Consider the following 23,025-nt stretch of genomic DNA (forward strand, 5'->3'; position numbering starts at 1 on the left):
TTTTATTTAAAAATTTGCATACTTTAAAAAAATGTGGTATAATAAACGCTAGGATTAAATAAGGAGGCACATTATGGCAAAAATAAAAATAGATGCACAAGAAAGGGAAGGCCTCGGCAAAAATAAAGTTAAGAAGATTAGAGCCGAGAAGAATGTCCCTGCTGCAATATTTGAAAAAGGTGAAGAAACTCACCCAATCACAGTTTCAGCTAGAGATTTTGACATTGTCTTTAACGAAGCCGGCTTTACAAATATTGTAGATGTTATGATTGATGGAAAAGCATATCCAACAATTATCAAAGAAATAGATAGACACCCATTCAAAAACCAAGTTTTACACGTAAACTTCCAAGGTATTAAGATGGACGAAGCAATTAGAGTTGAAGTTCCTATCGACTGCTTAAACAGAGACGATATCAAGGTTCAACCATCTGTATTTATTCAAACATTAAATACTCTTCACATCGAATGTTTACCTGGAGACCTACCAGATGTTATTACTCTTGATGTAATCGACATGGAAATTGGCGACCAAATTACAGTTGCTGACTTGGATATTGTTAAAGATGAAAAGATCACTGTACTTACAGATTTAGACGAAACAGTATGTCTTCTAACACATGAAACTGAAGAAGCTGAAGAAGAAACTGAAGAAGCAAGTGCAGCTGACGTACCAGAAATCGGCGAAGACTCTGAAGCTGAAGAAGAATAATTTTTGAATGTTTGAGACTGAAGGATTTCAGTCTCTATTTTTTTATATTTTTTATTAGAAAGAGGAAGTTATGGAGAAAAAAGTAAAATCCATTGGCAAAAATGCAGCCATGCTGGGCATAGCGGGAATTATTGTAAAGATTATCGGAGCCATTTACAGGATCCCAATCACCGCTATGATAACCGACGAGGGCCTGGGCTATTATCAAACGGCTTATCCGATCTACGAGATGATGCTGGCGATCTCAACGGCAGGACTCCCCGTTGCCATTTCAAAAATGGTGGCGGCAAGCGTAGCCCAAGAAAAATTTCGTGAGAGCAAAAAAATATTGAGGTTGTCTATGTATCTTATGGGAGCCTTAGGAATATTTTTTGGCCTGATGATTTTTATCTTTGCTGAGAGATTGGCAAATTTTTATAAAAATCCCGCCGCCTATTATTCTATGGTGGCCCTTGTACCAGCAATGGTTGTTTCACCGATGCTTGCTGGCATCAGAGGATATTATCAGGGCAGGCAAATTATGGGGCCAACGGCTATCAGCCAAGTCTTGGTACAAGGCTTTAGATTGATCTCTGGCCTTGTCCTTGCCAAGTTGCTCTTGCCAAGGGGTTTGGAATTTGCAGCTGGCGGCGCAACTTTGGCTGCTGGTATTGGCTCTATAATTGGACTTTTATATATGTTTGCTGTTCATTTTAGATACAGGGCAGACTTAAACAGCGAAGTTACTATTGGTATTCAAGAGACATCTGAGTCCAAGGAAATTTTAAAGGAAATGATAATGATCGCCCTGCCAATTTCTATTGGTGCGGCCATCGTTCCAATTATGGACTCCATTGATATTTATTTGGTCATGGATGGCCTCCAAGCAATTGGTTTTAGTCCAGAAGAAGCCAACTTGCGTTTCGCCTGGCTCAAGGGTATGGCCCAAACTTTAATTAATATGCCCCAAGTTTTTGCAGTTGCCCTTGGCGTTTCAATTATACCTGTTATTACAAGCTTGATTGAAAAGAAAGAGCATAAGGAATTGGAAGACAAGCTGTCCATGATTTTTAAGCTTACATTTTTACTGGCCTTCCCTTGTATGGTTGGATTATTTTCCCTATCTTATCCAATCATCTCTTTGATTTACCCAACCACCAGCGCCATGGCCAAGGAGGGGACGGCTTTAATTTTAAAAATCTTATCACTATCCACTCTCCCGCTTATGCTAATTACAATTACCAGTTCAATTATGCAGGCCTTTGGCAAGGAGAGGGTACCAGTTTTAAATCTTTTAATTGGGGCAGTCGTTAAAATTATTTTGACAATTTATTTGACCAGGATTCCAAGCGTGAATGTCTACGGGGCAGCCATCGGATCAGTTGTAGGCTATTCTATAACGGTTGGACTAAACATTGCGTCGGTAAATAAGTACATGTCCTTTAGCCTGGATAAAAAAATTATAATTTATTTTATAGCTTCTATTATAATGGGCTTTGCCGCTTATTACAGCCAGGCTCTTGCCAGCGGATTTATAGGCCCAAAGCTTGCGACCCTAGCTGCAATTATAGTGGCAGTGGTCATCTACTTTGGAATTTTACTTGTGACCAAGTCTTTTACAAAAGAAGACTTTGAAATGTTGAGGAGAAAATAATGATTACTATAGCAGGGATAGGTTTCGGAGAAAAAAATGCCGTTACAATTGAAGCCATAGGGGCCATGAAGGAGGCGGACAAAGTAATACTTAGAACTGTCCACCACCCAAGCGTAGACCTTTTAAGGGAAGAGGGCATTGACTTTGAAGCCCTAGATTATATGTACGAGACAATTGAAGATTTCGAAAAATTATACCAGTCCATAGCTGAATACGTCTTTGACCAGGCTAAGGACAAGAGCGTCTGCTATGTTGTACCGGGCAGCCCGTCGATTGCAGAGTCCACAGTTAAGAGACTTAGAGAAATGACCGACGACATCAAATATATAGAGGCAGTTAGCTTTATAGAGCCGTGTTTTTCTTTGGCCAAGATTGATCCAGTTGAGGGGGCCCTATTTTTGGACGCCATGGATGTGGATATTGCAAATATAAATCCTAGACTCAATATAATGATCACCCAAGCTTGGAATGAATTTTTGCTAAGCGATGTCAAACTCAAACTCATGGAAATTTACGACGACGAAAAAATTGTCTACGCTATTAATAACGCCGGCATAAAAAATGAAGAGACTTGCGACAAAATTTTCCTCTACGAGCTTGACAGGAAAGTAAAGGCAGATATCAGGCTCACGATTATTGTTCCAGCTGAAAAAATTAGCGGGCCCATGGATATTATTAAGGCAGCCATGGAAGGCAAGGCTTTGAAAAAGACAGGCTTTGATGAGGTCGACCGAGATAAAGAAAATTTATATAAAATATTATTTGAAATTGCCGAAAACATTAATGAAGGCTTGTATGATTTTAAAGATCTATTTACAGAAGACTAAGTTCGTAAAAACGCAAAAATTTTTGTAAATTTAAATTTATTATTATTAAAATTGGCTAAAAGGCTTGATATATCCAACAATATGGGGTAAAATATCAATAGACGAACAGGGAAGCTGTTCGCAAAGCAATAATAGGAGGTAAATTTATGAATAAATCCGAATTAGTTGCAGCAATTGCTGAAAAAACTGAAATGACAAAAAAAGATTCAGAAAGAGCATTAAACGCTACAATCGAATCAATCACAGAAGCTCTATCAAGTGGTGACAAAGTACAATTAATTGGCTTTGGTACATTTGAAGTAAGAGAAAGAAAAGCTAGAGAAGGCAGAAACCCAAGAAACCCAGAAGAAGTTATCAAGATTCCTGCAACAAAAGCTCCAGCTTTCAAAGCAGGTAAAGCTCTTAAAGAATCAGTTAACACAAAGAAAAAATCAAAAAAGAAATAAGAATCTAAAATTGCTCCCTAGGGAGCTTTTTTATTAGTTAAAATTGGGGTATATTAGAAATACAGTTTGCATATTAATATTATAAATGATAAAATATTTGTATAGTAAAAAATAAGGAGGACTTATGAAACTTGTACTTGTAAGACATGGCCAAAGCGAATGGAATTTGCAAAATAAATTCACAGGCTGGGTTGATGTTGATTTAAGCGAAAAAGGATACGCCGAAGCTAAACATGCTGGCGAAATCCTAAAAGATCATGGTTTAGAATTTGACAAGGCTTATACCTCGGTATTAAAACGCGCTATAAAGACTTTAAATATAATATTAGAAGAAAGCGACCAACTTTGGTTGCCAACTGTCAAGTCCTGGAGGTTAAACGAAAGACACTACGGTGCCCTCCAAGGTTTAAATAAGGCAGAGACAGCCGAAAAATATGGAGATGAAAAAGTTCACATTTGGAGGAGGTCCTACGACACCCTACCACCACTTATGAATGCAGACGACGAGTTGAGTCAGATGAACGACAGACGTTATCTCAAAGACGTGGTTCCTATGGCAGAAAATTTAAAGATCACCCTTGAAAGGGTAATGCCTATTTGGCAAGACCAAATTGAACCCGACTTAAGAGATGGAAAAAATATAATTATAGCAGCCCACGGCAACTCTCTAAGAGCCCTTACCAAACACCTGGAAGGAATTTCAGATGAAGACATTATGGGCCTTGAGATACCGACAGGCAGCCCAATTATTTACGAGCTCGATCACGATTTAAAAGTAATTGATAAAAAGACATTTAAATAGGAGGACAATATGTTATTTTGTATTACAGGAAACGGGAAAGGCAAGACCACCTCATGCCTAGGCATGGCCATAAGGATGCTTGGCAATGGCGGCAAGGTATTTTTTATGCAATTTATGAAGGGCAGCGAGTACAGCGAAATCAAAGCCCTCAAGACCTTTGAAAATATTGAAACACATTTGGCAGGCAGAAAAGGCTTTATCAAAAGAAACGCCGAAGAAGAAGACAAAAAAGCAGCCCGCGAAGGTTGGGATTTATTTGTCAAAAAGCTTGACGAAGACTTTGACCTTTATATTCTAGATGAGTTAAATGTTGCAATGTTTTATGAACTCCTGCCAATGGACGAAGTCAAAGGCGTCTTAGAAAAGGCAGCAGAAGAAAAAGATATAGTAATCTCAGGCAGGTATGCACCAGAAGAACTCCAAGAAATCGCAAAGATGGTTTCCAATGTTCAAGAGGTTAAACACCACTACCAAGAAGGAATTCCTGCCAGAAAGGGAATTGAATTTTAATGGAAGAAAATATTAAAAAAGCCAGTATATTAATGCTGCTATCTGCATTTTCCTTTGCGATTATGCAGATGGCAGTAAAATATTCTGCGCAGACAGTACCAGTTGTAGAGCTTGTTGTAATGAGAAACTTGTTTTTGGTATTTACATCTGTAATATCATTAGAAAAACAAGGCAAGCCATATGTAAGGGATAAAAAGAATATACCAAAACTATTTTTAAGAGGATTTTTTGGCATGCTTGGCGTGCTTTTGTATTTTATAGCTACCAAATACCTGCCAACAGCTGAGGCGGCAATCTTACAAAAGTCTAGTCCATTTTTTGTAGTGGTCTTTGCAGCCATACTATTAAAGGAAAAAGTTACAAAAATCGATGTAATCTCATTGCTCTTAGCCTTTGTGGGCGTGGCCATAATCACCAAGCCAACAGGGGACTTTAATATCTATTCTATAGTCGCATTTTTATCAGCCCTCTTTGCAGCCATGGCCTATGTAATAATTGGCATGCTCAAGGGCAAGGAAGAAGGCGAGACAGTAATGTTAGCCTTTGGTTTGGTAACGGTTGTACTCCTTGCACCATTTATGGTCAAGGGCTTTAAAATTCCAAATGCCAAAGAAGCACTGGGTATGTTAATGGTAGGAATCGGCGGAGCTTGCGGCCAATACTTTTTGACCAAGAGCTATCTCATGGCGCCTGCTTCGAAGGTAAGCATTTACAATTACTCAAGTGTAGTCTTCTCATCAATCTTTGGTTACTTCCTATTCGGAGATAAGATTGATTTCGCAACAGGAATTGGAATGATCCTTGTATTTGTGGCGGCATTCATATCTTTTAAGTCAACACAAAAGGCATAAAATCAAGGGTTAAATATAAAAATAATAGTAGAGAAACTCTTTTAAAAATTTTTAATAAATATATAAAAAATGCTTGACAAAGTATTTTTATTAATGTATAATATATTTTGTCAGTGGTTGAGACACCAGAGCAAGCCCCATTTGCGGGTGTAGCTCAATGGCAGAGCGTCAGCTTCCCAAGCTGATTACGAGGGTTCGATTCCCTTCACCCGCTCCAACCCAAGCATGGTGGATGTGGCCGAGTTGGTTAAGGCGCCAGATTGTGGTTCTGGAGATCGTGGGTTCGACTCCCATCATCCACCCCATTTATGACCCATTAGCTCAGTTGGCAGAGCACTTGACTTTTAATCAAGGAGTCCCGCGTTCGAGTCGCGGATGGGTCACCAATTTTTTTAAAAGGTGTAAAAAGTAAAGGGACAATAAGCTAGCTCAGTTTGAGAACACTTGCCTTTAATCAAGTAGTCGCCGCGAACGAGCAAGCGAATTGGTCACCAATTTTTTAAAAAAGATATTTTCGATGATATAAGTTGCAAGCACTGACAAAATTTAATATGCGGGAATGGCGAAATTGGCAGACGCGCTGGATTTAGGTTCCAGTGCCGCGAGGCGTGGGGGTTCAAGTCCTCTTTCCCGCACCAGAAATAAAAAACCGATATGCAAAAGCATATCGGTTTTTTATTTCTCTAGTGCGGGGACTGATTGTGAGTGAACCCCCACGCCTCGCACTTCAGTACTTGCAAATATCGACAGCTAACCCTAAGCACTCTGCTCGTAACTTAATCGCCCTAGAAAAAAACGAAGAATTTTGCGAACTGCAGATTTTTTTCGACTGAGGCGTATGCCTATACGCCGCAAGGAGAAAAGAAATCGAAAGGAGTGAAAGGTGAGTTTTTAGCAGGGCGAGGGTCAAGTCCTCGCCACCTGCACCAAAACAAAACCGAGGTTTTATACCTCGGTTTTTCTTATAAACAAAAGTTATTTATCTTCTTCTTTGCCGAATTTATACATTAAGTATAGCTCTCTTGCCATTAATATATAAAATATAAGGGCAATTATATTTGCTATTACACTAACAACTATCAATTTAGAATTATGTTGAAATTCTAATGCAGGATTGTCACTACCTATAAGTCTAAAAAGATTATATGGCCCTAGAATTTCTCCCCATGCAAAGCTATTTAGACCTTGTAGGGTCAGTATTAGCATTATTAAGAGAGCGATTAATCTTTGAAATGACTTCATCATACAAATTACACCTCATTTTATTTAAATTCAACTGTATGATTATAAGCTCGCCTTAAATGATAAACCTTACCAGAACTATGAGTTATTGAAAATCCAACACTTTCTAAAAATTCTAATGAAAATTCACCATTATCTTCTTCATCTATATCAATTTCCATTGTCCCTGAGCATTGAATTAAGCTATTATTTATCTTAGTTGTTTTTTTATTTTTTAACTCAAAGTAACCAGATGATGATATATAGTGATCAGATGATAAAATTTGTATGACATGAGTTACATTTCCAGAAGAGCTGCATTCATCATAGACCTTACAATATGCTCTAACTGTAACCTCTACTGGATTGTCATAAAATGTTGCAGTTATATCCCTATATGAATATTCACCACATCCTGCTAATTGAATGCTATTTGGCTTTTGTTCTTTGTAGCTAACTAATATATCTCCTGTTTCCCTTGAGTAAACATCAACAATATAGTAATTATCATTTTCGTGTTTAACTAAGTAATTCTCGCTCAAATCGTATGGAGAAACAACTGTTATACTTCCTACTTTTATTTCACTTTCTTTTGCGTTTATTATGCTTGTGCTGATTAATAATGATAGAATCACTATTATTATAGCAGATACTTTTTTCATTGTATCCCTCCTTATTTATATTTAGTAAATTATTTATTTTAATTTACTATAGTAATTGTATACCCTAAAAAATCAATTTTAAACATCTAATTCTTAAATGGATACTATATACAATAAATTAAGGTTATTAAAATAAATAAGAATATAAACTAAAAGTTTAAAAAATTGTACCTATCTGAAAAATCAAATTAATTAAAGCAAAATATATACTTAAATAATTTTTTGGGTTAAATATATTTTTATTAAATTTCCTTTACCTATTCTTATTTACTTCTTTACCTAAATAGTTTATAATAAACTTAAGGAGGTTTGTATGGTTGTTGAGATTAGAGATTTAGTTAAAAAATATAAAGACCTGACTGCTCTTGATCATTTTGATTTGTCGATCAATGAGGGGGACAGGCTGGCTCTTTTGGGGCCCAATGGTTGTGGCAAGACTACTGCCATCAACTGCATTATGGGTTTACTTAAATTTAATTCGGGCTCGGTCAAAGTTTTTGGTGAAGACATGGGGCCGGATAAAAATGATATAAAGGCGAGGATTGGTTTGGTTCCTCAGGATATTGTGGTGTCCGACAATTTAAATGTTCGTGAAAATATCGATTATTTTTGTGGCCTTTATGAAAAGAATTCTGTCAAGAGAAAAGAGATGGTGGATGAGGCTATTCGTTTCACCCAGCTCAAGGACTATCAAAAGTTTTTTCCAAAGAAATTATCGGGAGGTCTGAAGCGGAGGTTAAATATTGCCTGTGGCATTGCCCACAATCCGGACTTTTTAATTCTGGACGAACCGACTGTTGCTGTTGACGCACAAACCAGGAGTTTTATTTTAAGCGAGATCAAGACCCTTTGCGACAAGGGGATGACTATTTTATACACCACCCACTATCTGGACGAAGTTGAGCAAGTTGCGGAAAAAATCGTCATTATGGAAAAGGGAAAGTCAATAGCATCGGGCACAGCTGATGAGCTCAAGGATATGATTTCCACCAAGGAACTCATCAGTATAAAGTTAGATACTGACCAAGACATGACAGAAGCTTTAAAATCTATTGTAAATGTAAGCGAATTGACAAAGGAAAATGGCCTTTATAAGTTGGCCTTTAACAAGGGCAAGGATAATTTAAAACATCTGATGGACTTCTTGGAAGGCAAAGGCTTAAAATACGATGCAATTTATTCTGAAAGGCCTAGTTTGGAACATGTTTTCCTAGAGCTAACTGGTAGGGATTTAAGAGAATGAAGTATGCATTTTTAAATTTTATTAGGGACAAGGTAACAGTTTTTTGGATGATACTCTTTCCCTTGTTTTTGATGACCATATTGATTTCGGCCATGCCAGACGAGGACACAAAGCTTGAAATCAAGGCTTATATGAGTCCCGAAAATGTGGCTGCAAATTATATGGAGGAGACGGGAATTTTTAAATTCACCCTGTCCAATGACTACAAAGACCCGCTAAAAAATGGCGACATAGCTGGTTATATTGACAAGGATTCCAATGTAATCTTGGCCGGCAATGGTTTTTCTGATAGCTTACTAAAGTCCTTTGCAGATAATATTTTAAGGGCACAAAAAGATCCTCAGGCCCTTCAAGTTGCAATGCAAACAAATCCTATAGAAAATAAGAGCAAAAATGTTTCCTATAAGGCGTCATTTTTCTTTGCCCTTATGGCCATGATCTCATATATGTGCGCCTATAGCGGGGTGTCGTCGGTCGAACTTTACCAGGCCAACATCACCAAGCCTGCTATGAGATTTTTAATAAGTCCGTCTTCAAAGCTAAAGGCCATTGTAGATCAATTTATTATCGCCATGCTTATGCAGGCTGTGGTTCTCACTATATCAATTTTTTACGCCAAGTATGTCCTCGGCGAGGATTTTATTTCCAATTACAAGATGACTTATTTGATTTTTATGGTTGGATCAATTTTTTCTTATTCCTTGGGCCTAATGACCGTGTATCTGGGAAATATTTCTTCCAACGCTCGTGGGGCCATAGTCCAAACAACTATGATGATTTTATCTGGAGCAGCTGGCTTATACGGAATTTATTTTAGGCAGGTCTTAAACAAAGTTTTTGGCAGATTTGCAGACTACAATCCTGTTAAGATGGTTGGGGATGGAATTTATCAGGCCAACACCCTGGGAAGCGTGGAAGGGATAAAATCACAAGTCTTTATTATCCTTGGGATCAGCCTGGCCTTTATATTACTCGCCGCCCTTAAGATGAAGGAGAATCGCTATGATAGTATTTAAACATTTTATGAAAGCGGTCAAGAAAAATATTTTTGCAATTTTAATATATGCTTGCATTTTTGCGGGAGTTATTTTTAATATGGCAAATGAATTGGACGTCTCGGCTTTCAAGAAGGCCAAGACCGATATAATAATCGATGATAGGGCAAGTGATGAGGTCTCCGCTGCTGTTAAGGATTTTTTGGCAGACAACAATATAAGCTATAAAAATTTGACTGAGGTTGAAAAGGAAAAGGCGATCACTTTAAAAGATACGGCCCTCATTGTGACCATAAATGAAAATGCCAAGGACTTGCTCTTGTCCGATTCGGGTCCAGCCATCTCCACTTATACCAACAATGAGTCAGCCGGCCAGAGTGCGGCCTATGATTTGACCCAGTTCATGGGCTATCTCAAATACTATGACTTGGATGTGGCCAAGGCCAAGGAAATGATGGATGTATCTTCAAATGTAAGAATCGAGTCCAAGGGCGGAAGTGAAGTCGACATTAATTATATGTACAAGTTTGCTGGCTTTATTATGATTGGCATGCTCATGTTTAATATAAGCATGGTAAATGCCGAGTTAAATAAGATCGATTTCTACAAGCGGTCCATTGCTTCCCCGATTACAAGTGGATCTTACAACGGGCAAATGTTTTTGGGTCAGGCGACTATTGGTCTTGCCTTAAATCTTATTATGCTAACGGTAATTGGCCTTTTGATTCCAGAGACCAGGGCTCACATGGGAATAACAGCTGTAAACTTCCTAGTCTTTACACTTTCAATCTTAGGCATGGTAAATCTGGCCACGGCGATTTCCGATAAAAAATCCGTCTTGGCTGGAGTTACCAATGTATTTTCTATGCTCCTTGCCACAACTGGCGGAGCCTTTATACCAATGGAATTTTTACCAGACTGGATGATAAATCTGGGCAAGGTCTTTCCATATTATTACTTTGGTCAAAACGCAGGCGTCGCAGACTTTGATAAGAAATTTATAATGAATCTGGTTATTATGCTTGCCATGGGTTTTGTATATTTCTTAATCTGCAATTTGGTTTTAAAGAAAAAAAGAACTATAGAATAAAAATTTTAAAAAAATATTTTTTTTCTGGCCGTCATGGCCAGTTTTTTTATTTGCAATAAAAATATTTTTTAGGAGTTAATTGGTCTTTTTGCGACTGGCTTTTGTTGTTTAAATCCCGCCTTTATGGTATAATTATGATAATAATGAGGAGGAGTGTTTATAAATGAAATTAGGTATTGTTGGTTTGCCAAATGTTGGCAAGTCTACTCTTTTTAATGCGATTACAAAGGCGGGTGCAGAAGCTGCAAACTATCCTTTTTGTACTATAGATCCAAACGTGGGTTTGGTTAACGTGCCTGATGAGAGGCTGGAGGTTCTTCACAAGCTGGGCAACACCAAAAAGGTTGTGCCTGCTGTTATAGAGTTTTACGATATAGCAGGTCTCGTCAAGGGTGCCAGCAAGGGCGAAGGTCTGGGTAATAAATTTTTGTCAAATATCAGGGAGACAGATGCAATTGTTCATGTTCTAAGGGCCTTTGATGATCCAAATATCGTCCACGTTGACGGGGATGTCGACCCTATTCGCGACATCGAAACAATTGATACTGAGCTGATTTTATCAGACATGGCTCAGATGGATAATATTTATACAAAACTTGAAAAGCAAGCTAGGGCTGACAAGAAATTGCAAAAAAATCTGGAGATTTTAAAACGCGTCAAGGACCACTTGGACGAGGGCAAAAATATCCGTGAATTGGAATTTGATCAAGAAGAAAAAGCTCTTTTAAACCAATACCAATTCCTAACTGCCAAGCCTTTAATTTACGTGGCTAATGTTTCCTACGACGACTTGATTGCAGGCGGCAACAAGTATGTTGAAGATATCAAGAAATACGCGGCTGACCACAAGGAAGAGGTCATCGAAGTTTCTGTTAAGATTGAAGAGGAAATTTCTCAGCTGGACGACGATGAAAAGAAGGAATTTTTACAAGAAATGGGCCTGGAAGAATCAGGACTCGACAAACTTGTCAGGGCTTCTTACAAGACTCTTGGCCTCATGAGTTTTATAACAACTGGGGAAATGGAGACCAGGGCTTGGACCATTAAACAAGGCACTCGTGCCCAAGACGCTGCAGGAAAAATCCACACTGATATTTCACGCGGCTTTATCAAGGCTGAGGTTATTTCTTATGATGAGCTGGTTAAACTTGACGGGTCCATGGCTAGGGCTCGTGAAGAGGGCAAGATTCGCCTGGAAGGCAAGGATTATATCATGCAAGAGGGCGACGTAGTTTTATTTAGATTTAACGTATAATGAAAAGAATAAGAAGAATTTTAATTTTATTTTTTGCCTTGCTTTTAAGTGGCTGTTCGATTGTAGACGACTACTCAAAGGGGACCTACGAAAACGAATACCAGGTCCAAGGTCAAGGGGCTGAGCCTAGTAAGGACGCGTCTGCAAGTGATCAGGCGTCCACTAGTGAAAGCACGTCCACCAGTGAAGACTCGAAGGAAGCTGAAAATAAAAAGGACTTAGCCGATAAAAAGGACCAGCCAGAAGAAAATACAGATAAAAAAGAAGATTCAAAGGACAGTCCAAAGGTCGAAGAAAAGCAAGAAGAAAAGACCGAAGAGAAAAAATCTGAGACGATCGATCTACTTGTAGAGGATAAAAAAGATTCTGACAAGGACGAAAAGCCTTCTGAGGATCCAAAAAAAACAGAAAATAAAGACAAGGTAGAGGACAAGAAGGAAGAGAAAAAAGATCAGACAAAAACCGAAGAGAAAAAATCTGAAACTACAACAATTGATCTCACTCAAAAGTCTGAACCGCCAAAGGCTATTGAAAAATCCGATATAAATGTAAGGGGGCTTTCAAACAAGGCTCTTTCTTGGTGGTATAGGCCAGGTCAACCCAAATCAACAATTGATGAGGGTATAGCAAGTTTGATTTCAAAATACGGGGCCATCTGGCAAAGGCCGACTGGCGCCAACAAATTATATTTGACTTTTGACGAAGGCTATGAATACAATAATAATACAGCCAAGATTTTGGATACTCTGGCAGAGAAAAATGTCAAGGCCCTCTTTTTTGTAACTGGCCACTATGTAAAGAGCCAGCCAGAACTTGTTAGCCGCATGGTTAACGAGGGCCACTATGTGGGCAACCACACCGTGAACCATTTAAATCCACCAAAAGCTTTGGCAGAAAATAAATTTGTGGCCGATATCCAAGGCCTAGAGCAAATTTATGCGGATATTATCGGGGGAAACATGAGTCCCTTCTACCGTCCGCCTGAAGGTGGATACAGCGAAGCGACCCTATCAGCTGCAGAGAGTCTAGGTTACAGGACAGTTTTTTGGTCCTTTGCCTACAAGGATTGGGAAACCAAAAATCAACCAGGCGAGCAGGCGGCTATTGAAAAGATCACTTCGAATTTTCACGACGGCTCCATAATTCTCTTGCACGCAGTTTCAGATACAAATACAAAAGTTTTGGGCCAAATTATCGATAAGGCGCGCGAGATGGGCTACACTTTTGGAGACATAAGCGAACTTAAATAAAATTTTAAAGAAAAAATAAAAAAGCTAAGGAGGCTTTGGTAAATAAATGCAAATTTCCGGTATAGTTGAGAGAGTAATTTTTACGAATAGTGAAAACGGATACTCCGTCTTTGTAATGGATACAGAGGACGGTTCTCTGACCTGTACCGGAATTTTATTTAACCTTTATCCGGGCGACGCACTCGAACTGGAGGGGGATTTTACTTACCATGACCGCTACGGCGAGCAATTCCAATTCACTTCTGCCGAAAGGGACAAGGAATACAGTTCAGCCGGCATGAGAAATTATTTGATGGCTGGCAATGTGAAAAACATTGGACCGGTAACTGCAAAAAATATTATTGACCATTTTGGCGACGAAACGGCTGACATAATTGAAAATAATCCTGAAAGGTTGATTGAAGTCAGGGGCATTGGCCCTGCAACCTTGGAAAAAATCTTGGATTCTCTTGAAGAAAGCCAAGCAAGCCGCAAGGTTTTTGTTGAGCTGGCCGAATACGGAATTACGGGTTTCGTGGCAAAAAAACTCTACGATAAATTTTCGGGGGACGCCGTAGATATTTTAAAGGAAGATCCATACAGGGTCTCAAGGTCTGTGCCTGGTTTTGGTTTTGTGAGGGCGGACGCCCTGGCAAACAAGATGGGCATAGAAAAAAATGATCCGCGCAGGGTAAAGGCAGCCATTGTTTATATCCTGCAAGAGGCCCAGCTAAATGGGGACATGTTCCTTTATGAAGAGGAGATAAAAAATTCAGCGATCAGATTGGTCGATGACCTGGGCGACATAAATAGGATTTTTACTGAGCTGGTAATTGGCGGCGACATAGTCCGCGAGCCGACTGAAAATGACACCAGGGTTTATTTGTCAGATTTAAATTATCTGGAAAATACAGCTGCAAGGTTTACGGCGGATTTAATTATGCGGGACCGGGAAGAAAATCCAATTATTGACCAAGTTATAAATAAATATTTGGCTGAGACGACTCAGCCCTATGATGAGACGCAAAAGTCTGCTATCAAGATGGCCCTTACAAATAATATTTCCATTATAACTGGTGGGCCGGGCACTGGTAAGACCACCATTGTCCGCGCTATTATGGATATCGCTCATAAGATGAAGCTGGATATAAAACTTTCGGCTCCAACTGGCAGGGCGGCCAAGCGCCTGGAGGAAACTACAGGTGGCCAGGCAAAGACCATCCACAGGATGTTGGGATTAAAGCCGAGGTCTGAGGACGATTACGATTTGCCAACTGAGGAACTCGAAGCCGATATTATTTTGGTGGATGAGATGAGTATGGTGGACACAGAATTATTTGCAGGGCTTTTGACTGCCATGCAAGACCACACGTCTTTGGTCCTTGTTGGCGACAGTGACCAGCTGCCAAGCGTTGGGCCGGGCAATGTCTTAAAGGACTTGATCGAAGTCGACGCTATTCCAAAGACCAGACTTACAAATATTTACAGGCGGGTTGACACATCAGAGATTTCAATCGCCTCATCTGATATAAAAAATGGCAGGATTCCTGAATTTAACAAAGAGGCTGGCGACGTATTTTTTATGGGCCAGACTGATGAAGACGAATTTTTGTCGACCATCTATGAACTCTTATCTGAGAGACTGCCATCTTACTATGGCTTTGATCCAATTAATGATATACAGATTTTGGTTCCGACCAAAAAAGGCAAATTGGGCACAGATAATTTAAATGAATTTTTGCAAGAGCATTTAAATTCTGATTCTCAGTCAAAATTAAAGACCAAGCACGGGATCTTTAAAGTCGGCGACAAGGTAATGCAAATAAAAAATAATTACGAACGCAAGATCAGATACAAGAGCCTGGTCAAGGACGAGGACATGGGCGTTTTTAATGGAGATATTGGAATCGTAACAAACATTGACAAGGCCCTAAGGACCGTTACGGTTTTATTCTCTGACGACTACTACGCTGAGTACGAAGAAGAAGACTTGGGCGAACTAAGGCTAGCTTATGCAATTACAGTCCACAAGTCCCAGGGTTCAGAATTTGCCTGCGTAATATTTATAGCATGGAAGTCCAATTATCTTTTGAACAACAGAAACCTGCTCTACACTGGCTTAACTAGGGCTAAGGAACTCCTCTTGGTAATGGGGTCTATGGACACCTTTAAGCAGATGATTAAAAACACAAATATACAAAAGAGAAACACCTCTTTAAATATAAAAATTGAGGAGGCACTTGACTTTGCAAGGGAATTGTCCGATATGTAAGAGGGGTAAGGGCATGGTCTGTGACCAGTGCTTCAGCGAATTTAAGAGAAATGATGCCCAGGTAAAATTAAAATATGTGGACCAAGTGATAACGCCTTTTACCTATGACGGAATTTTAAAAGACATAATGCTGGATTTTAAGTTTGGGAAAAATTACGCCTGGGGAAAAATTTTGGGCGAGATTTTGTACAGGGCTTTGGCAGAAGAGGATTTTGATTTTAAATCTTATGATTTGGTGACATTTATACCCAGCGATTTTATTCGCATGGCCAAGCGGGGCTTCAACCAAGCAGAGCTTATGGCAGAATCTTTTGCAGAGTGCGCAGGTTTGACGTGTAAATCCACTATGCGGAGGACAAAAATTCAAAAAGAGAGCCACAAGGTCACTGGAAAGGTAAGGGAAAACATAGATCACAAGTTTAAGGCCAAGGAGTCTGGACTTAAGGGGGCAAAAAGGGTTATAATTATAGATGATATAATTACGACTGGCAGAACCATTAGTGAGGCTGGCAAGTGTATCAAGCTTGCTACAAATGCAGAGGTTTTGGCCCTGGCATTATTAGGAGATTACAAGTGATGAAAAAAATATTTATATTATTAATTGCAATTTTATTATTATTTACAGGCTGCAAGAGTGAAGACCGTTTTGAAAAAGTCGACATGGAATACTACGATTACTTTGATACGGTTATTACTATTACTTATTATGGGGACTCCCGCCGCAAGGACGAAGTCAAAGAGGCAGTCGAAGAAAAATTAAAATACTACCATAATCTCCTCACTGATTACGAGGGCGAAGGCGTGGTTGCTACCATCAATCGCGAAGGTAGGGGAGACAACAAGGAGCTTGTCGCCCTCACTAAGCAAGTCCTCCAAGATGAAAAAAATGTGGACTATGTGGTCGACCTGTCAAAAGGAAAATTATTTAGGCTTTGGAAGGATGCGATTTTAAATGAAGAGCTTCCTGACAAAGAGAGAATAGTAGCAGCTATGAAAACTGGCGGCCCTGATTCAGTTGAAATTGTTGATGAGGAAATAATTTTAAAAAATTCTGCCCAGCTCGATTACGGGGCATTTTGCAAGGGCTATTTAAATGACGAATTGGTCAAGCTTATGAGGGATTTAAAAATAGATAATTATATTTTAAATTCCGGTGGCAATATTACCGTTATGGGTAAGCCTGCCGCTAACCGCGATAAGTTTACAATTGGTATCCAAAGTCCCTTTGATACCAATGACTATGTGGACACCATTACAACTAGCAATATGTCCGTGGTTACATCTGGCGACTACCAACGCTATGCTGTAATCGACGGTGAATACTACCATCACATTATTGATTTAAAAACTGGATATCCAGCCCACAATCACAAGAGGTCCATTACAATTTTAGGGCCAAGTGCTTATGTGTGCGACTTTTTGTCCACGTCTTTATTTTTAAAATCCGAGGACGAGGTAGAGGAAATTTTAAAGGCCTATCCAGATTATTATTACTACACGGTTTATGATGATCAGACTTTTACATGCTCTGAAGAATTAAAGCCTATACTAGGGAGTTTTAACAAATGAAAAAACTGACCAAAGAAAATTTTATGAAGCTCTTTATCATCTTTGCCATACCAGTTATTTACTCAATGATCTATGATTTTTTGATGAGGATTACGACTTACAAAAGCTGGGTTGGCATTGGGCTTTCTCTGATTTTTTTAATCATTTGGTATTTTGCTGGCAGATATATTGGCAAACAAAAGATAGATTACAAGACTGCAGTTTATGGGATTCACGGCCTTCTAATAATTGGCTCGGTCCTATCGCTAATTGCAGTTCTTATGTACCCACAAGCGCCAACTTTTTTAGAGATGATAATGGTTTATACAAACTTGTATACCTTGGCACTCGAGGCCATCACAACGCCTCTTATAATAATGTTAACATACTTTTTTGAAGTAGAAGATTATTTTATATACTTGAATCTGGCCTGCATTATCTCATGTATAACTATGATGGGGATTTTTACAGCGGGCTATGAAAGAACCATAGACGATTAAAGGAGGATCAATATGGAAGACAAATTTGAAAGAATTAAAGAAGAATTAAATGCAAAAATCGATGGACTTATGCATAAATTAGACACAGTTTACACACCAGTTGTAAAAGAAACTCGCGTTTTAAAGACTGTTGAGGCAGAATCAGTTAGCGAAGAGCCAGTCATGGACCACAAGGAAGAACTGCGTATCCGCCACCAACAACAAGAAGCAGAGTTAAAAAACAAAGAAGAGGAAAACTAACCTATAAAGATGAGTAAAAAAGACAACACCAGGAAGTGGGCGGCCGTTGTATCCTTGTTTTTAATGATTTCAAAAATCCTTGGATTCGTCCGCGAGGTTTTGATTGCCCGTGGTTTTGGTGCAAGCCAGGACTCTGACATCTATTACACAGCCACCAATGGTATAATTATTGTAATGGGACTTTTGGGCGGAGGTTTACAGACGACCTTGGTCCCAATCTTTGCTGAGGTCAAAAGAAAATACGGCAGAGAGGGCAAAAACAATTTCTATTCTAATATTATGAGCATAACCCTGGTCATAACGCTGGCGCTTATGGCCCTTGTTTTCGTGCTTGCAAGGCCTTATGTAAAATTATTGGCAGTTGGTTTTGAAGGCCGTGTCTTTGATGCGGTTGTCTACCTGCTAAGACTGGGCCTGCCCATGATTGTATTTTTATCCTTCACCTATGTGTCGAACGCTTACCTGCAGTCCGACCAAGTCTATGGACCTCACGCATTAATGGGGATTCCCTACAATTTTATTTTTATAATCTATTTGTTGGTTCAAAAAAATCCTTCTGTAACAGGACTCATGGTCTGTACACTTGTGGCTTCGTCCAGCCAATTTTTTATACAAATTCCAGCCCTCAGAGAGCGGGGGCTCAAATACAAATTTAAACCGCAAATTCACGATGAACACATAAGTGAGACCTTTAAATTGGTCATGCCAATAATTTTATCCAGCGCAGTCTACCAATTAAATATGCTAATCGACCGGTCGCTTGCTTCAAAGCTAGTCGAAGGTTCGGTTTCATCGCTTGGCTACGCGTCAAAGGTAAACACCATGGTCATCTCTGTTTTTGTTGTGGCCATCACTTCGGTTGTATTTCCTAAACTCGCCAAGGCTGTTGAAGAAAGAGATGTCAAAAAAACTGGCGACCTCTTTGAATCATCCATGAGCTTGGTAGCCCTTGTAGTTTTGCCGGCGACCGTTGGCATGATGATTTTATCCACGCCAATTGTCAAAGTCCTCTTTGAAAGGGGCCGCTTTGACCAAACGGCTACGATTTTAACATCGGGTGCACTTTTATTTTACGCACCGGGACTTATAGGGCAAAGCTTTAGGATGACCCTGGAAAATATGTACTACTCAATGAAGGACACTCGAACGCCGATGATTACGGGAATGATTTCTGTCGGCATAAATATCCTCTTGAATTTTTTATTGATAGGATTTTTGGCCCACAGGGGTCTTGCACTTGCAACTGCAATTTCATCTTTGTTTTCAGCGGTGACTCTTTATGTACTCCTTAGAAAAAAAGTTGCCTTTAATGAGGCAAATGTCCTCATAAACATGGCCAAAATGGCTTTAGCAAGCCTTGTTATGGGAGTATTTACCAGGTTGATTTACGATGCCATTATAGTTTTTGCAGTGGGCAGGGGCATGCAAGCCTTGATGCTCTTAGTAACAATTGCTTTGTCAGTTATAATTTATATTCTAGCCTGCAAGGCGCTAAGGGTAAGGGAAGTCCACTTGCTAATCGAAACTGTAAAAGCTAAATTCAAAAAATAAAGGAAGTTTATGCGTAAAATAAAAAGAACAATTTTTTATATGTTTGGTCTGATCGCTGCGGTCGTAATGATTTATATAGTCCTTGAGGACAAGTATATAGCAAGGACCGAAGGGAGCAAACAAAATATAAAAATAGTAGAAGATACAAGAACAAATACAGAAAAAAACGGGGACATTGAGATCGTAGAAAAGAAAGATGCAGATGTCCAGCCAATTGAATTGCAAGAAAAACTTGTCGATAACAAGGAGGCGGCTCTTCAAAGGCTAAAGACTTACGGAGAAAAATCCGATGACGCCAAATACATTTACGACCACGCCGACCTTTATCCGGATAGCTTTTTAAAGCTGGGAGCCAATCGGCCAAGGGCCCTTGCCTTTGTGCGTGGATACGCTGATAAGAAAAATACCTTTGAAAACATTTCGTCAAAGCCTGAGGAGACCTACGAATTAAATAGGAAATTTCCTTTATACATTCTCTGGGATGAGCGTTGGGGCTACAGGGAATATGAAGAGCCCTACGCTATTATTGGCTGTGGACCAACAACTGCGACCATGATTATAAACGGCTACGGCGGCTCGGAAAATCCTCTTGCAATAATGGATGAGATGAGGGAGAAGAATTATTATTTAAAAAATATTGGGACTTCCTGGGAGGGCATTCGAGATCTTCTAGCCAGCCGGGGTATAGGTTCTGACAATTTGCCAACAGTAGAGTCCAAGTACAAGAGGCACTTGGATACGGGTAATCCCATACTTATAAATATTGGCAAGTCTAAGTTTACAAATATTGGCCACTATATGTTAATAGTTGGCTACAATGACAAGGGCTTTATAATAAACGATTCCAACTCAATCGAGTATTCGCTAAGGGAACTCCCATTTGATGAGCTAACTCAAATTGTAAAAGGCGCCTGGACAATTTATAAAAAATAAAGATTATAACTGCATGGCTTTTTAAAAGTTAATGCAGTTTTTTTGTGGGTAAATTTTCTTAATCAAAAACATTTATCAGAAAAAATTTATTTTTTGCAAAAAACAAAAGAGACTTTTGTTAAATAAAATTAATAAAAATGAGTGAAAATTGCAATTTAAAGGCTTCTGCTGTTTATAAAATTTTAAAGCTGGGTATAAAAACTCTAGGAAAGGAGTGAGTCTATGAGTTTTGATTACTATGCGTCGGTTAGCTCAAACATTGATGACATAAAAAATTTTAACCGCAATGTCATAGACCTGATTAGCAATTACATAAATGATGACGAAGAGCTTTTTGATATTAGGCTCATACTTAACGAACTCATGATTAACTCGGCCATGCATGGGAATATGATGGATGAGAGAAAAAATATTTGGCTAGCCATCCACATTTTGGACTCGCAAATCACCATTGCAGTCAAGGATGAGGGCAAGGGAATTACAAGGCCTCTAAGGCCAAGGTCAGACGCGTCACTTATGGGTGGCAGGGGACTTGGCATTGTGGGAGCACTGACTGATGAGCTCCAGGCTTGTGCAAATATTGTCACTTGTATTAAATATATTAAGTAAAAACTGATTATAAACGCTTTGGCACTTGTAAAGAGTGCCTTTTTTGTTGTATAATTACGGGTGAAAGGAAGTTTTTATGGAAGATATTAGAAATATAGCAATTATCGCTCACGTTGACCACGGCAAGACAACTTTGGTTGACTCCATGCTCAGACAATCTGGGATTTTTAGACAAAATCAAGTTGTCAAAGACAGGGTCATGGACTCGGGCGATATTGAACGCGAACGCGGAATTACAATTACAAGTAAAAATACAGCGATTTATTATAATGATACCAAGATTAATATTATTGATACACCGGGCCACGCCGATTTTGGTGGCGAGGTTGAGCGGGTTTTAAAGATGGCAAGCGGAGTTCTCTTGCTGGTAGATGCCTACGAGGGACCAATGCCACAAACCAAATTTGTTTTGAAGAAGGCACTTGAACTGGGCCTCAAGGTTATAGTAGTTATTAATAAGATTGACAGAAAAGATGCCCGCATTGACGATGTCATTGACGAGGTTTTGGATTTATTTATCGAACTGGGCGCCAGCGACGATCAATTGGATGCACCATTTTTATTTGCATCAGCCAGGGACGGTTACTGCGGCTACAGCGCTTTAGAGCCAGCCAAGGATATGAAAGATCTCTTTGATGCGATTATAAAATACATTCCAAGGCCAAACGGAGATGTGGATGCAAATCCAAAACTCCTTATCTCTACCATTGACTACAGCGATTTTCTGGGCCGTATTGGTATTGGTAAAATCGAAAGCGGGACTATTAGCCAAAAGCAAAATATGGTCGTTATCAACAAGGCTTATCCTGATAGGCACGCCAAGGCAAAGATCAGTGGACTCTTTGAATTTGATGGCTTAAATAGAGTTGAAGTCGAAAATTCAACAGCCGGCAATATTGTAGCTATAAGTGGCATTGAAGATATAGAAATTGGAGACACCATAACAGTTGAAGGCGAAGAAGCTCTTGAATTTGTTAAAATTTCAGAGCCAACAATTTCTATGACCTTTAGCGTAAACGATTCACCATTTGCAGGTCGCGAGGGCGATTTTGTAACCAGTAGGCAGGTACGTGCACGCTTGATGAAGGAAATAGAAACCAACGTTTCCATGAAGGTTAAAGAAACTGACACGACAGATAGCTTTATCGTTTATGGTCGTGGTGAACTCCACATCTCAGTTTTAATTGAAACAATGAGAAGGGAAGGCTATGAATTCCAAGTTTCAAAACCCCAAGTTATCTATAGGGAAATCGACGGCAGAAAGTGCGAACCAATTGAAAGGGTAACGATTGACGTTGACCAGGCCTACATTGGTCCTGTTATGGATAAGCTTGGCCAAAGACGGGGCGAGCTCCGCAATATGACCGAGTCAAGGGGCGGCTATTCTAGATTGGAATTTGATATTCCTGCTCGAGGCCTCATCGGTTACCGCCAAGAATTTATGACAGACACCAGGGGCGAAGGAATTTTAAATACAGAATTCAAAGCCTATGAACCTTACAAGGGTGACATTCCAAAAAGACAAATGGGATCTTTGATTGCATTTGAAACGACAACTTCAACTTCTTACGGCCTCTACCAAGCCCAAGAACGTGGCAACTTATTTATTGGACCAGGCGTTGAAGTTTACGAGGGCATGATTGTGGGAGAAAACCCAAAGGGCCTTGACATTGAAGTAAATGTCGGCAAGGAAAAACAAAAGACAAACATGAGGGCAGCTGGTACTGATGACGCATTGAGGCTTGTGCCTCCAATCGTTATGAGCTTGGAAGAAGCCCTGGAATTTATAGAAGACGACGAATTGATTGAGGTAACTCCAAAATCAATTAGACTTAGAAAGAAAATTTTATCAAATCAAAAGAGATACAAGAGTAAAAAGTAAAAGGATTTAAAGAG

General features: G+C 39.3%; 23 protein-coding genes and 4 tRNA genes. 25 read left to right on the forward strand and 2 right to left on the reverse strand.

Features of this window, described 5'->3' with window-relative positions; all coding sequences use genetic code 11:
* Positions 1 to 73 precede the first annotated feature (73 nt).
* The 11 genes from AC6FXG_RS04660 to AC6FXG_RS04710 all read left to right on the forward strand — a co-directional run bounded on the left by AC6FXG_RS04660 (position 74) and on the right by AC6FXG_RS04710 (position 6,419).
* Positions 74 to 712, forward strand: coding sequence for a 50S ribosomal protein L25 (locus AC6FXG_RS04660; protein WP_075574030.1), 639 nt, complete (start codon positions 74 to 76; stop codon positions 710 to 712).
* A 70-nt stretch (positions 713 to 782) separates the two neighbouring features.
* Positions 783 to 2,345, forward strand: coding sequence for a putative polysaccharide biosynthesis protein (locus AC6FXG_RS04665; RefSeq protein ID WP_500571770.1), 1,563 nt, complete (start codon positions 783 to 785; stop codon positions 2,343 to 2,345).
* On the forward strand, positions 2,345 to 3,172 hold the full coding sequence (locus tag AC6FXG_RS04670) for an SAM-dependent methyltransferase (RefSeq protein WP_500571771.1): 828 nt from the start codon (positions 2,345 to 2,347) through the stop codon (positions 3,170 to 3,172). The genes AC6FXG_RS04665 and AC6FXG_RS04670 overlap by 1 nt, the downstream gene beginning before the upstream one ends.
* A gap of 146 nt (positions 3,173 to 3,318) precedes the next feature.
* Complete coding sequence (gene hbs / locus AC6FXG_RS04675) at positions 3,319 to 3,618, forward strand: non-specific DNA-binding protein Hbs (protein ID WP_075574027.1); 300 nt, start codon at positions 3,319 to 3,321, stop codon at positions 3,616 to 3,618.
* A 124-nt stretch (positions 3,619 to 3,742) separates the two neighbouring features.
* Positions 3,743 to 4,420 carry a 2,3-diphosphoglycerate-dependent phosphoglycerate mutase gene (gene gpmA / locus AC6FXG_RS04680; RefSeq protein WP_500571772.1) on the forward strand — a complete coding sequence of 226 codons (678 nt, stop codon included), beginning with the start codon at positions 3,743 to 3,745 and terminating at the stop codon, positions 4,418 to 4,420.
* A 9-nt stretch (positions 4,421 to 4,429) separates the two neighbouring features.
* On the forward strand, positions 4,430 to 4,930 hold the full coding sequence (locus AC6FXG_RS04685; protein WP_500571773.1) for a cob(I)yrinic acid a,c-diamide adenosyltransferase: 501 nt from the start codon (positions 4,430 to 4,432) through the stop codon (positions 4,928 to 4,930).
* Positions 4,930 to 5,781: a DMT family transporter gene (locus AC6FXG_RS04690; protein WP_500571774.1), complete on the forward strand. Its 852-nt coding sequence runs from the start codon at positions 4,930 to 4,932 to the stop codon at positions 5,779 to 5,781. Before AC6FXG_RS04685 ends, AC6FXG_RS04690 begins: the two co-directional genes overlap by 1 nt.
* A gap of 143 nt (positions 5,782 to 5,924) precedes the next feature.
* Positions 5,925 to 5,998, forward strand: a tRNA-Gly gene (locus tag AC6FXG_RS04695).
* Positions 5,999 to 6,009: 11 nt separating this feature from the next.
* Positions 6,010 to 6,086 (forward strand) — tRNA-His (locus tag AC6FXG_RS04700).
* A gap of 5 nt (positions 6,087 to 6,091) precedes the next feature.
* Positions 6,092 to 6,167 (forward strand) — tRNA-Lys (locus tag AC6FXG_RS04705).
* Between the two features lie 167 nt (positions 6,168 to 6,334).
* Positions 6,335 to 6,419, forward strand: a tRNA-Leu gene (locus AC6FXG_RS04710).
* A gap of 337 nt (positions 6,420 to 6,756) precedes the next feature.
* Here the strand turns inward: AC6FXG_RS04710 and AC6FXG_RS04715 are convergent.
* Both AC6FXG_RS04715 and AC6FXG_RS04720 read right to left on the reverse strand, forming a co-directional pair.
* Positions 6,757 to 7,026 (reverse strand): hypothetical protein, encoded by a 270-nt coding sequence (locus AC6FXG_RS04715; protein WP_500571775.1) that lies wholly within the window; start codon positions 7,024 to 7,026, stop codon positions 6,757 to 6,759.
* A gap of 17 nt (positions 7,027 to 7,043) precedes the next feature.
* Complete coding sequence (locus tag AC6FXG_RS04720; protein WP_500571776.1) at positions 7,044 to 7,664, reverse strand: hypothetical protein; 621 nt, start codon at positions 7,662 to 7,664, stop codon at positions 7,044 to 7,046.
* Between the two features lie 313 nt (positions 7,665 to 7,977).
* Here AC6FXG_RS04720 and AC6FXG_RS04725 point away from each other — a divergent pair, with 313 nt between their 5' ends.
* The 14 genes from AC6FXG_RS04725 to typA all read left to right on the forward strand — a co-directional run bounded on the left by AC6FXG_RS04725 (position 7,978) and on the right by typA (position 23,011).
* Entirely contained in the window at positions 7,978 to 8,907 is a 930-nt protein-coding gene (locus AC6FXG_RS04725; RefSeq protein ID WP_500571777.1) for an ABC transporter ATP-binding protein, read from the forward strand.
* On the forward strand, positions 8,904 to 9,923 hold the full coding sequence (locus AC6FXG_RS04730) for an ABC transporter permease (RefSeq protein WP_500571778.1): 1,020 nt from the start codon (positions 8,904 to 8,906) through the stop codon (positions 9,921 to 9,923). The genes AC6FXG_RS04725 and AC6FXG_RS04730 overlap by 4 nt, the downstream gene beginning before the upstream one ends.
* Positions 9,910 to 10,992: an ABC transporter permease gene (locus AC6FXG_RS04735; protein WP_500571779.1), complete on the forward strand. Its 1,083-nt coding sequence runs from the start codon at positions 9,910 to 9,912 to the stop codon at positions 10,990 to 10,992. The genes AC6FXG_RS04730 and AC6FXG_RS04735 overlap by 14 nt, the downstream gene beginning before the upstream one ends.
* Positions 10,993 to 11,155: 163 nt before the next feature.
* Positions 11,156 to 12,247, forward strand: coding sequence for a redox-regulated ATPase YchF (ychF, locus tag AC6FXG_RS04740; protein ID WP_500571780.1), 1,092 nt, complete (start codon positions 11,156 to 11,158; stop codon positions 12,245 to 12,247).
* Positions 12,247 to 13,497: a polysaccharide deacetylase family protein gene (locus tag AC6FXG_RS04745; RefSeq protein WP_500571781.1), complete on the forward strand. Its 1,251-nt coding sequence runs from the start codon at positions 12,247 to 12,249 to the stop codon at positions 13,495 to 13,497. Before ychF ends, AC6FXG_RS04745 begins: the two co-directional genes overlap by 1 nt.
* 46 nt (positions 13,498 to 13,543) lie before the next feature.
* Complete coding sequence (gene recD2, locus AC6FXG_RS04750) at positions 13,544 to 15,748, forward strand: SF1B family DNA helicase RecD2 (protein ID WP_500571782.1); 2,205 nt, start codon at positions 13,544 to 13,546, stop codon at positions 15,746 to 15,748.
* Complete coding sequence (locus AC6FXG_RS04755; RefSeq protein ID WP_500571783.1) at positions 15,723 to 16,325, forward strand: ComF family protein; 603 nt, start codon at positions 15,723 to 15,725, stop codon at positions 16,323 to 16,325. Before recD2 ends, AC6FXG_RS04755 begins: the two co-directional genes overlap by 26 nt.
* The gene (locus tag AC6FXG_RS04760; RefSeq protein WP_500571784.1) at positions 16,325 to 17,317 is read left to right on the forward strand and encodes an FAD:protein FMN transferase; all 993 of its coding nucleotides are present in this window, start codon (positions 16,325 to 16,327) and stop codon (positions 17,315 to 17,317) included. Before AC6FXG_RS04755 ends, AC6FXG_RS04760 begins: the two co-directional genes overlap by 1 nt.
* A complete protein-coding gene (locus AC6FXG_RS04765) occupies positions 17,314 to 17,796 on the forward strand; it encodes a hypothetical protein (RefSeq protein WP_500571785.1) in 483 nt (160 codons plus the stop codon). The genes AC6FXG_RS04760 and AC6FXG_RS04765 overlap by 4 nt, the downstream gene beginning before the upstream one ends.
* 12 nt (positions 17,797 to 17,808) lie before the next feature.
* Positions 17,809 to 18,036 carry a hypothetical protein gene (locus tag AC6FXG_RS04770; RefSeq protein ID WP_500571786.1) on the forward strand — a complete coding sequence of 76 codons (228 nt, stop codon included), beginning with the start codon at positions 17,809 to 17,811 and terminating at the stop codon, positions 18,034 to 18,036.
* Positions 18,037 to 18,045: 9 nt separating this feature from the next.
* Positions 18,046 to 19,587 carry a murein biosynthesis integral membrane protein MurJ gene (murJ, locus tag AC6FXG_RS04775; protein WP_500571787.1) on the forward strand — a complete coding sequence of 514 codons (1,542 nt, stop codon included), beginning with the start codon at positions 18,046 to 18,048 and terminating at the stop codon, positions 19,585 to 19,587.
* A 9-nt stretch (positions 19,588 to 19,596) separates the two neighbouring features.
* Positions 19,597 to 20,520 (forward strand): C39 family peptidase, encoded by a 924-nt coding sequence (locus tag AC6FXG_RS04780; RefSeq protein ID WP_500571788.1) that lies wholly within the window; start codon positions 19,597 to 19,599, stop codon positions 20,518 to 20,520.
* A 222-nt stretch (positions 20,521 to 20,742) separates the two neighbouring features.
* A complete protein-coding gene (locus AC6FXG_RS04785) occupies positions 20,743 to 21,129 on the forward strand; it encodes an ATP-binding protein (protein ID WP_500571789.1) in 387 nt (128 codons plus the stop codon).
* A 76-nt stretch (positions 21,130 to 21,205) separates the two neighbouring features.
* Positions 21,206 to 23,011: a translational GTPase TypA gene (gene typA, locus AC6FXG_RS04790; protein ID WP_500571790.1), complete on the forward strand. Its 1,806-nt coding sequence runs from the start codon at positions 21,206 to 21,208 to the stop codon at positions 23,009 to 23,011.
* Positions 23,012 to 23,025 lie beyond the last annotated feature (14 nt).

Source organism: Ezakiella massiliensis, from assembly GCF_059862345.1.

Excerpts from the sequence above, each read along its gene's own strand:
- gpmA (WP_500571772.1), top strand. The coding sequence starts at position 3,743 with ATGAAACTTGTACTTGTAAGACATGGCCAAAGCGAATGGAATTTGCAA.
- AC6FXG_RS04745 (WP_500571781.1), top strand. The coding sequence starts at position 12,247 with ATGAAAAGAATAAGAAGAATTTTAATTTTATTTTTTGCCTTGCTTTTA.
- AC6FXG_RS04665 (WP_500571770.1), top strand. The coding sequence starts at position 783 with ATGGAGAAAAAAGTAAAATCCATTGGCAAAAATGCAGCCATGCTGGGC.
- AC6FXG_RS04735 (WP_500571779.1), top strand. The coding sequence starts at position 9,910 with ATGATAGTATTTAAACATTTTATGAAAGCGGTCAAGAAAAATATTTTT.
- typA (WP_500571790.1), top strand. The coding sequence starts at position 21,206 with ATGGAAGATATTAGAAATATAGCAATTATCGCTCACGTTGACCACGGC.
- AC6FXG_RS04685 (WP_500571773.1), top strand. The coding sequence starts at position 4,430 with ATGTTATTTTGTATTACAGGAAACGGGAAAGGCAAGACCACCTCATGC.
- recD2 (WP_500571782.1), top strand. The coding sequence starts at position 13,544 with ATGCAAATTTCCGGTATAGTTGAGAGAGTAATTTTTACGAATAGTGAA.
- AC6FXG_RS04765 (WP_500571785.1), top strand. The coding sequence starts at position 17,314 with ATGAAAAAACTGACCAAAGAAAATTTTATGAAGCTCTTTATCATCTTT.
- hbs (WP_075574027.1), top strand. The coding sequence starts at position 3,319 with ATGAATAAATCCGAATTAGTTGCAGCAATTGCTGAAAAAACTGAAATG.
- AC6FXG_RS04730 (WP_500571778.1), top strand. The coding sequence starts at position 8,904 with ATGAAGTATGCATTTTTAAATTTTATTAGGGACAAGGTAACAGTTTTT.
- AC6FXG_RS04770 (WP_500571786.1), top strand. The coding sequence starts at position 17,809 with ATGGAAGACAAATTTGAAAGAATTAAAGAAGAATTAAATGCAAAAATC.
- AC6FXG_RS04670 (WP_500571771.1), top strand. The coding sequence starts at position 2,345 with ATGATTACTATAGCAGGGATAGGTTTCGGAGAAAAAAATGCCGTTACA.
- AC6FXG_RS04780 (WP_500571788.1), top strand. The coding sequence starts at position 19,597 with ATGCGTAAAATAAAAAGAACAATTTTTTATATGTTTGGTCTGATCGCT.
- AC6FXG_RS04660 (WP_075574030.1), top strand. The coding sequence starts at position 74 with ATGGCAAAAATAAAAATAGATGCACAAGAAAGGGAAGGCCTCGGCAAA.
- AC6FXG_RS04720 (WP_500571776.1), bottom strand. The coding sequence starts at position 7,664 with ATGAAAAAAGTATCTGCTATAATAATAGTGATTCTATCATTATTAATC.
- ychF (WP_500571780.1), top strand. The coding sequence starts at position 11,156 with ATGAAATTAGGTATTGTTGGTTTGCCAAATGTTGGCAAGTCTACTCTT.
- AC6FXG_RS04725 (WP_500571777.1), top strand. The coding sequence starts at position 7,978 with ATGGTTGTTGAGATTAGAGATTTAGTTAAAAAATATAAAGACCTGACT.
- AC6FXG_RS04690 (WP_500571774.1), top strand. The coding sequence starts at position 4,930 with ATGGAAGAAAATATTAAAAAAGCCAGTATATTAATGCTGCTATCTGCA.
- AC6FXG_RS04785 (WP_500571789.1), top strand. The coding sequence starts at position 20,743 with ATGAGTTTTGATTACTATGCGTCGGTTAGCTCAAACATTGATGACATA.
- murJ (WP_500571787.1), top strand. The coding sequence starts at position 18,046 with ATGAGTAAAAAAGACAACACCAGGAAGTGGGCGGCCGTTGTATCCTTG.
- AC6FXG_RS04760 (WP_500571784.1), top strand. The coding sequence starts at position 16,325 with ATGAAAAAAATATTTATATTATTAATTGCAATTTTATTATTATTTACA.
- AC6FXG_RS04715 (WP_500571775.1), bottom strand. The coding sequence starts at position 7,026 with ATGATGAAGTCATTTCAAAGATTAATCGCTCTCTTAATAATGCTAATA.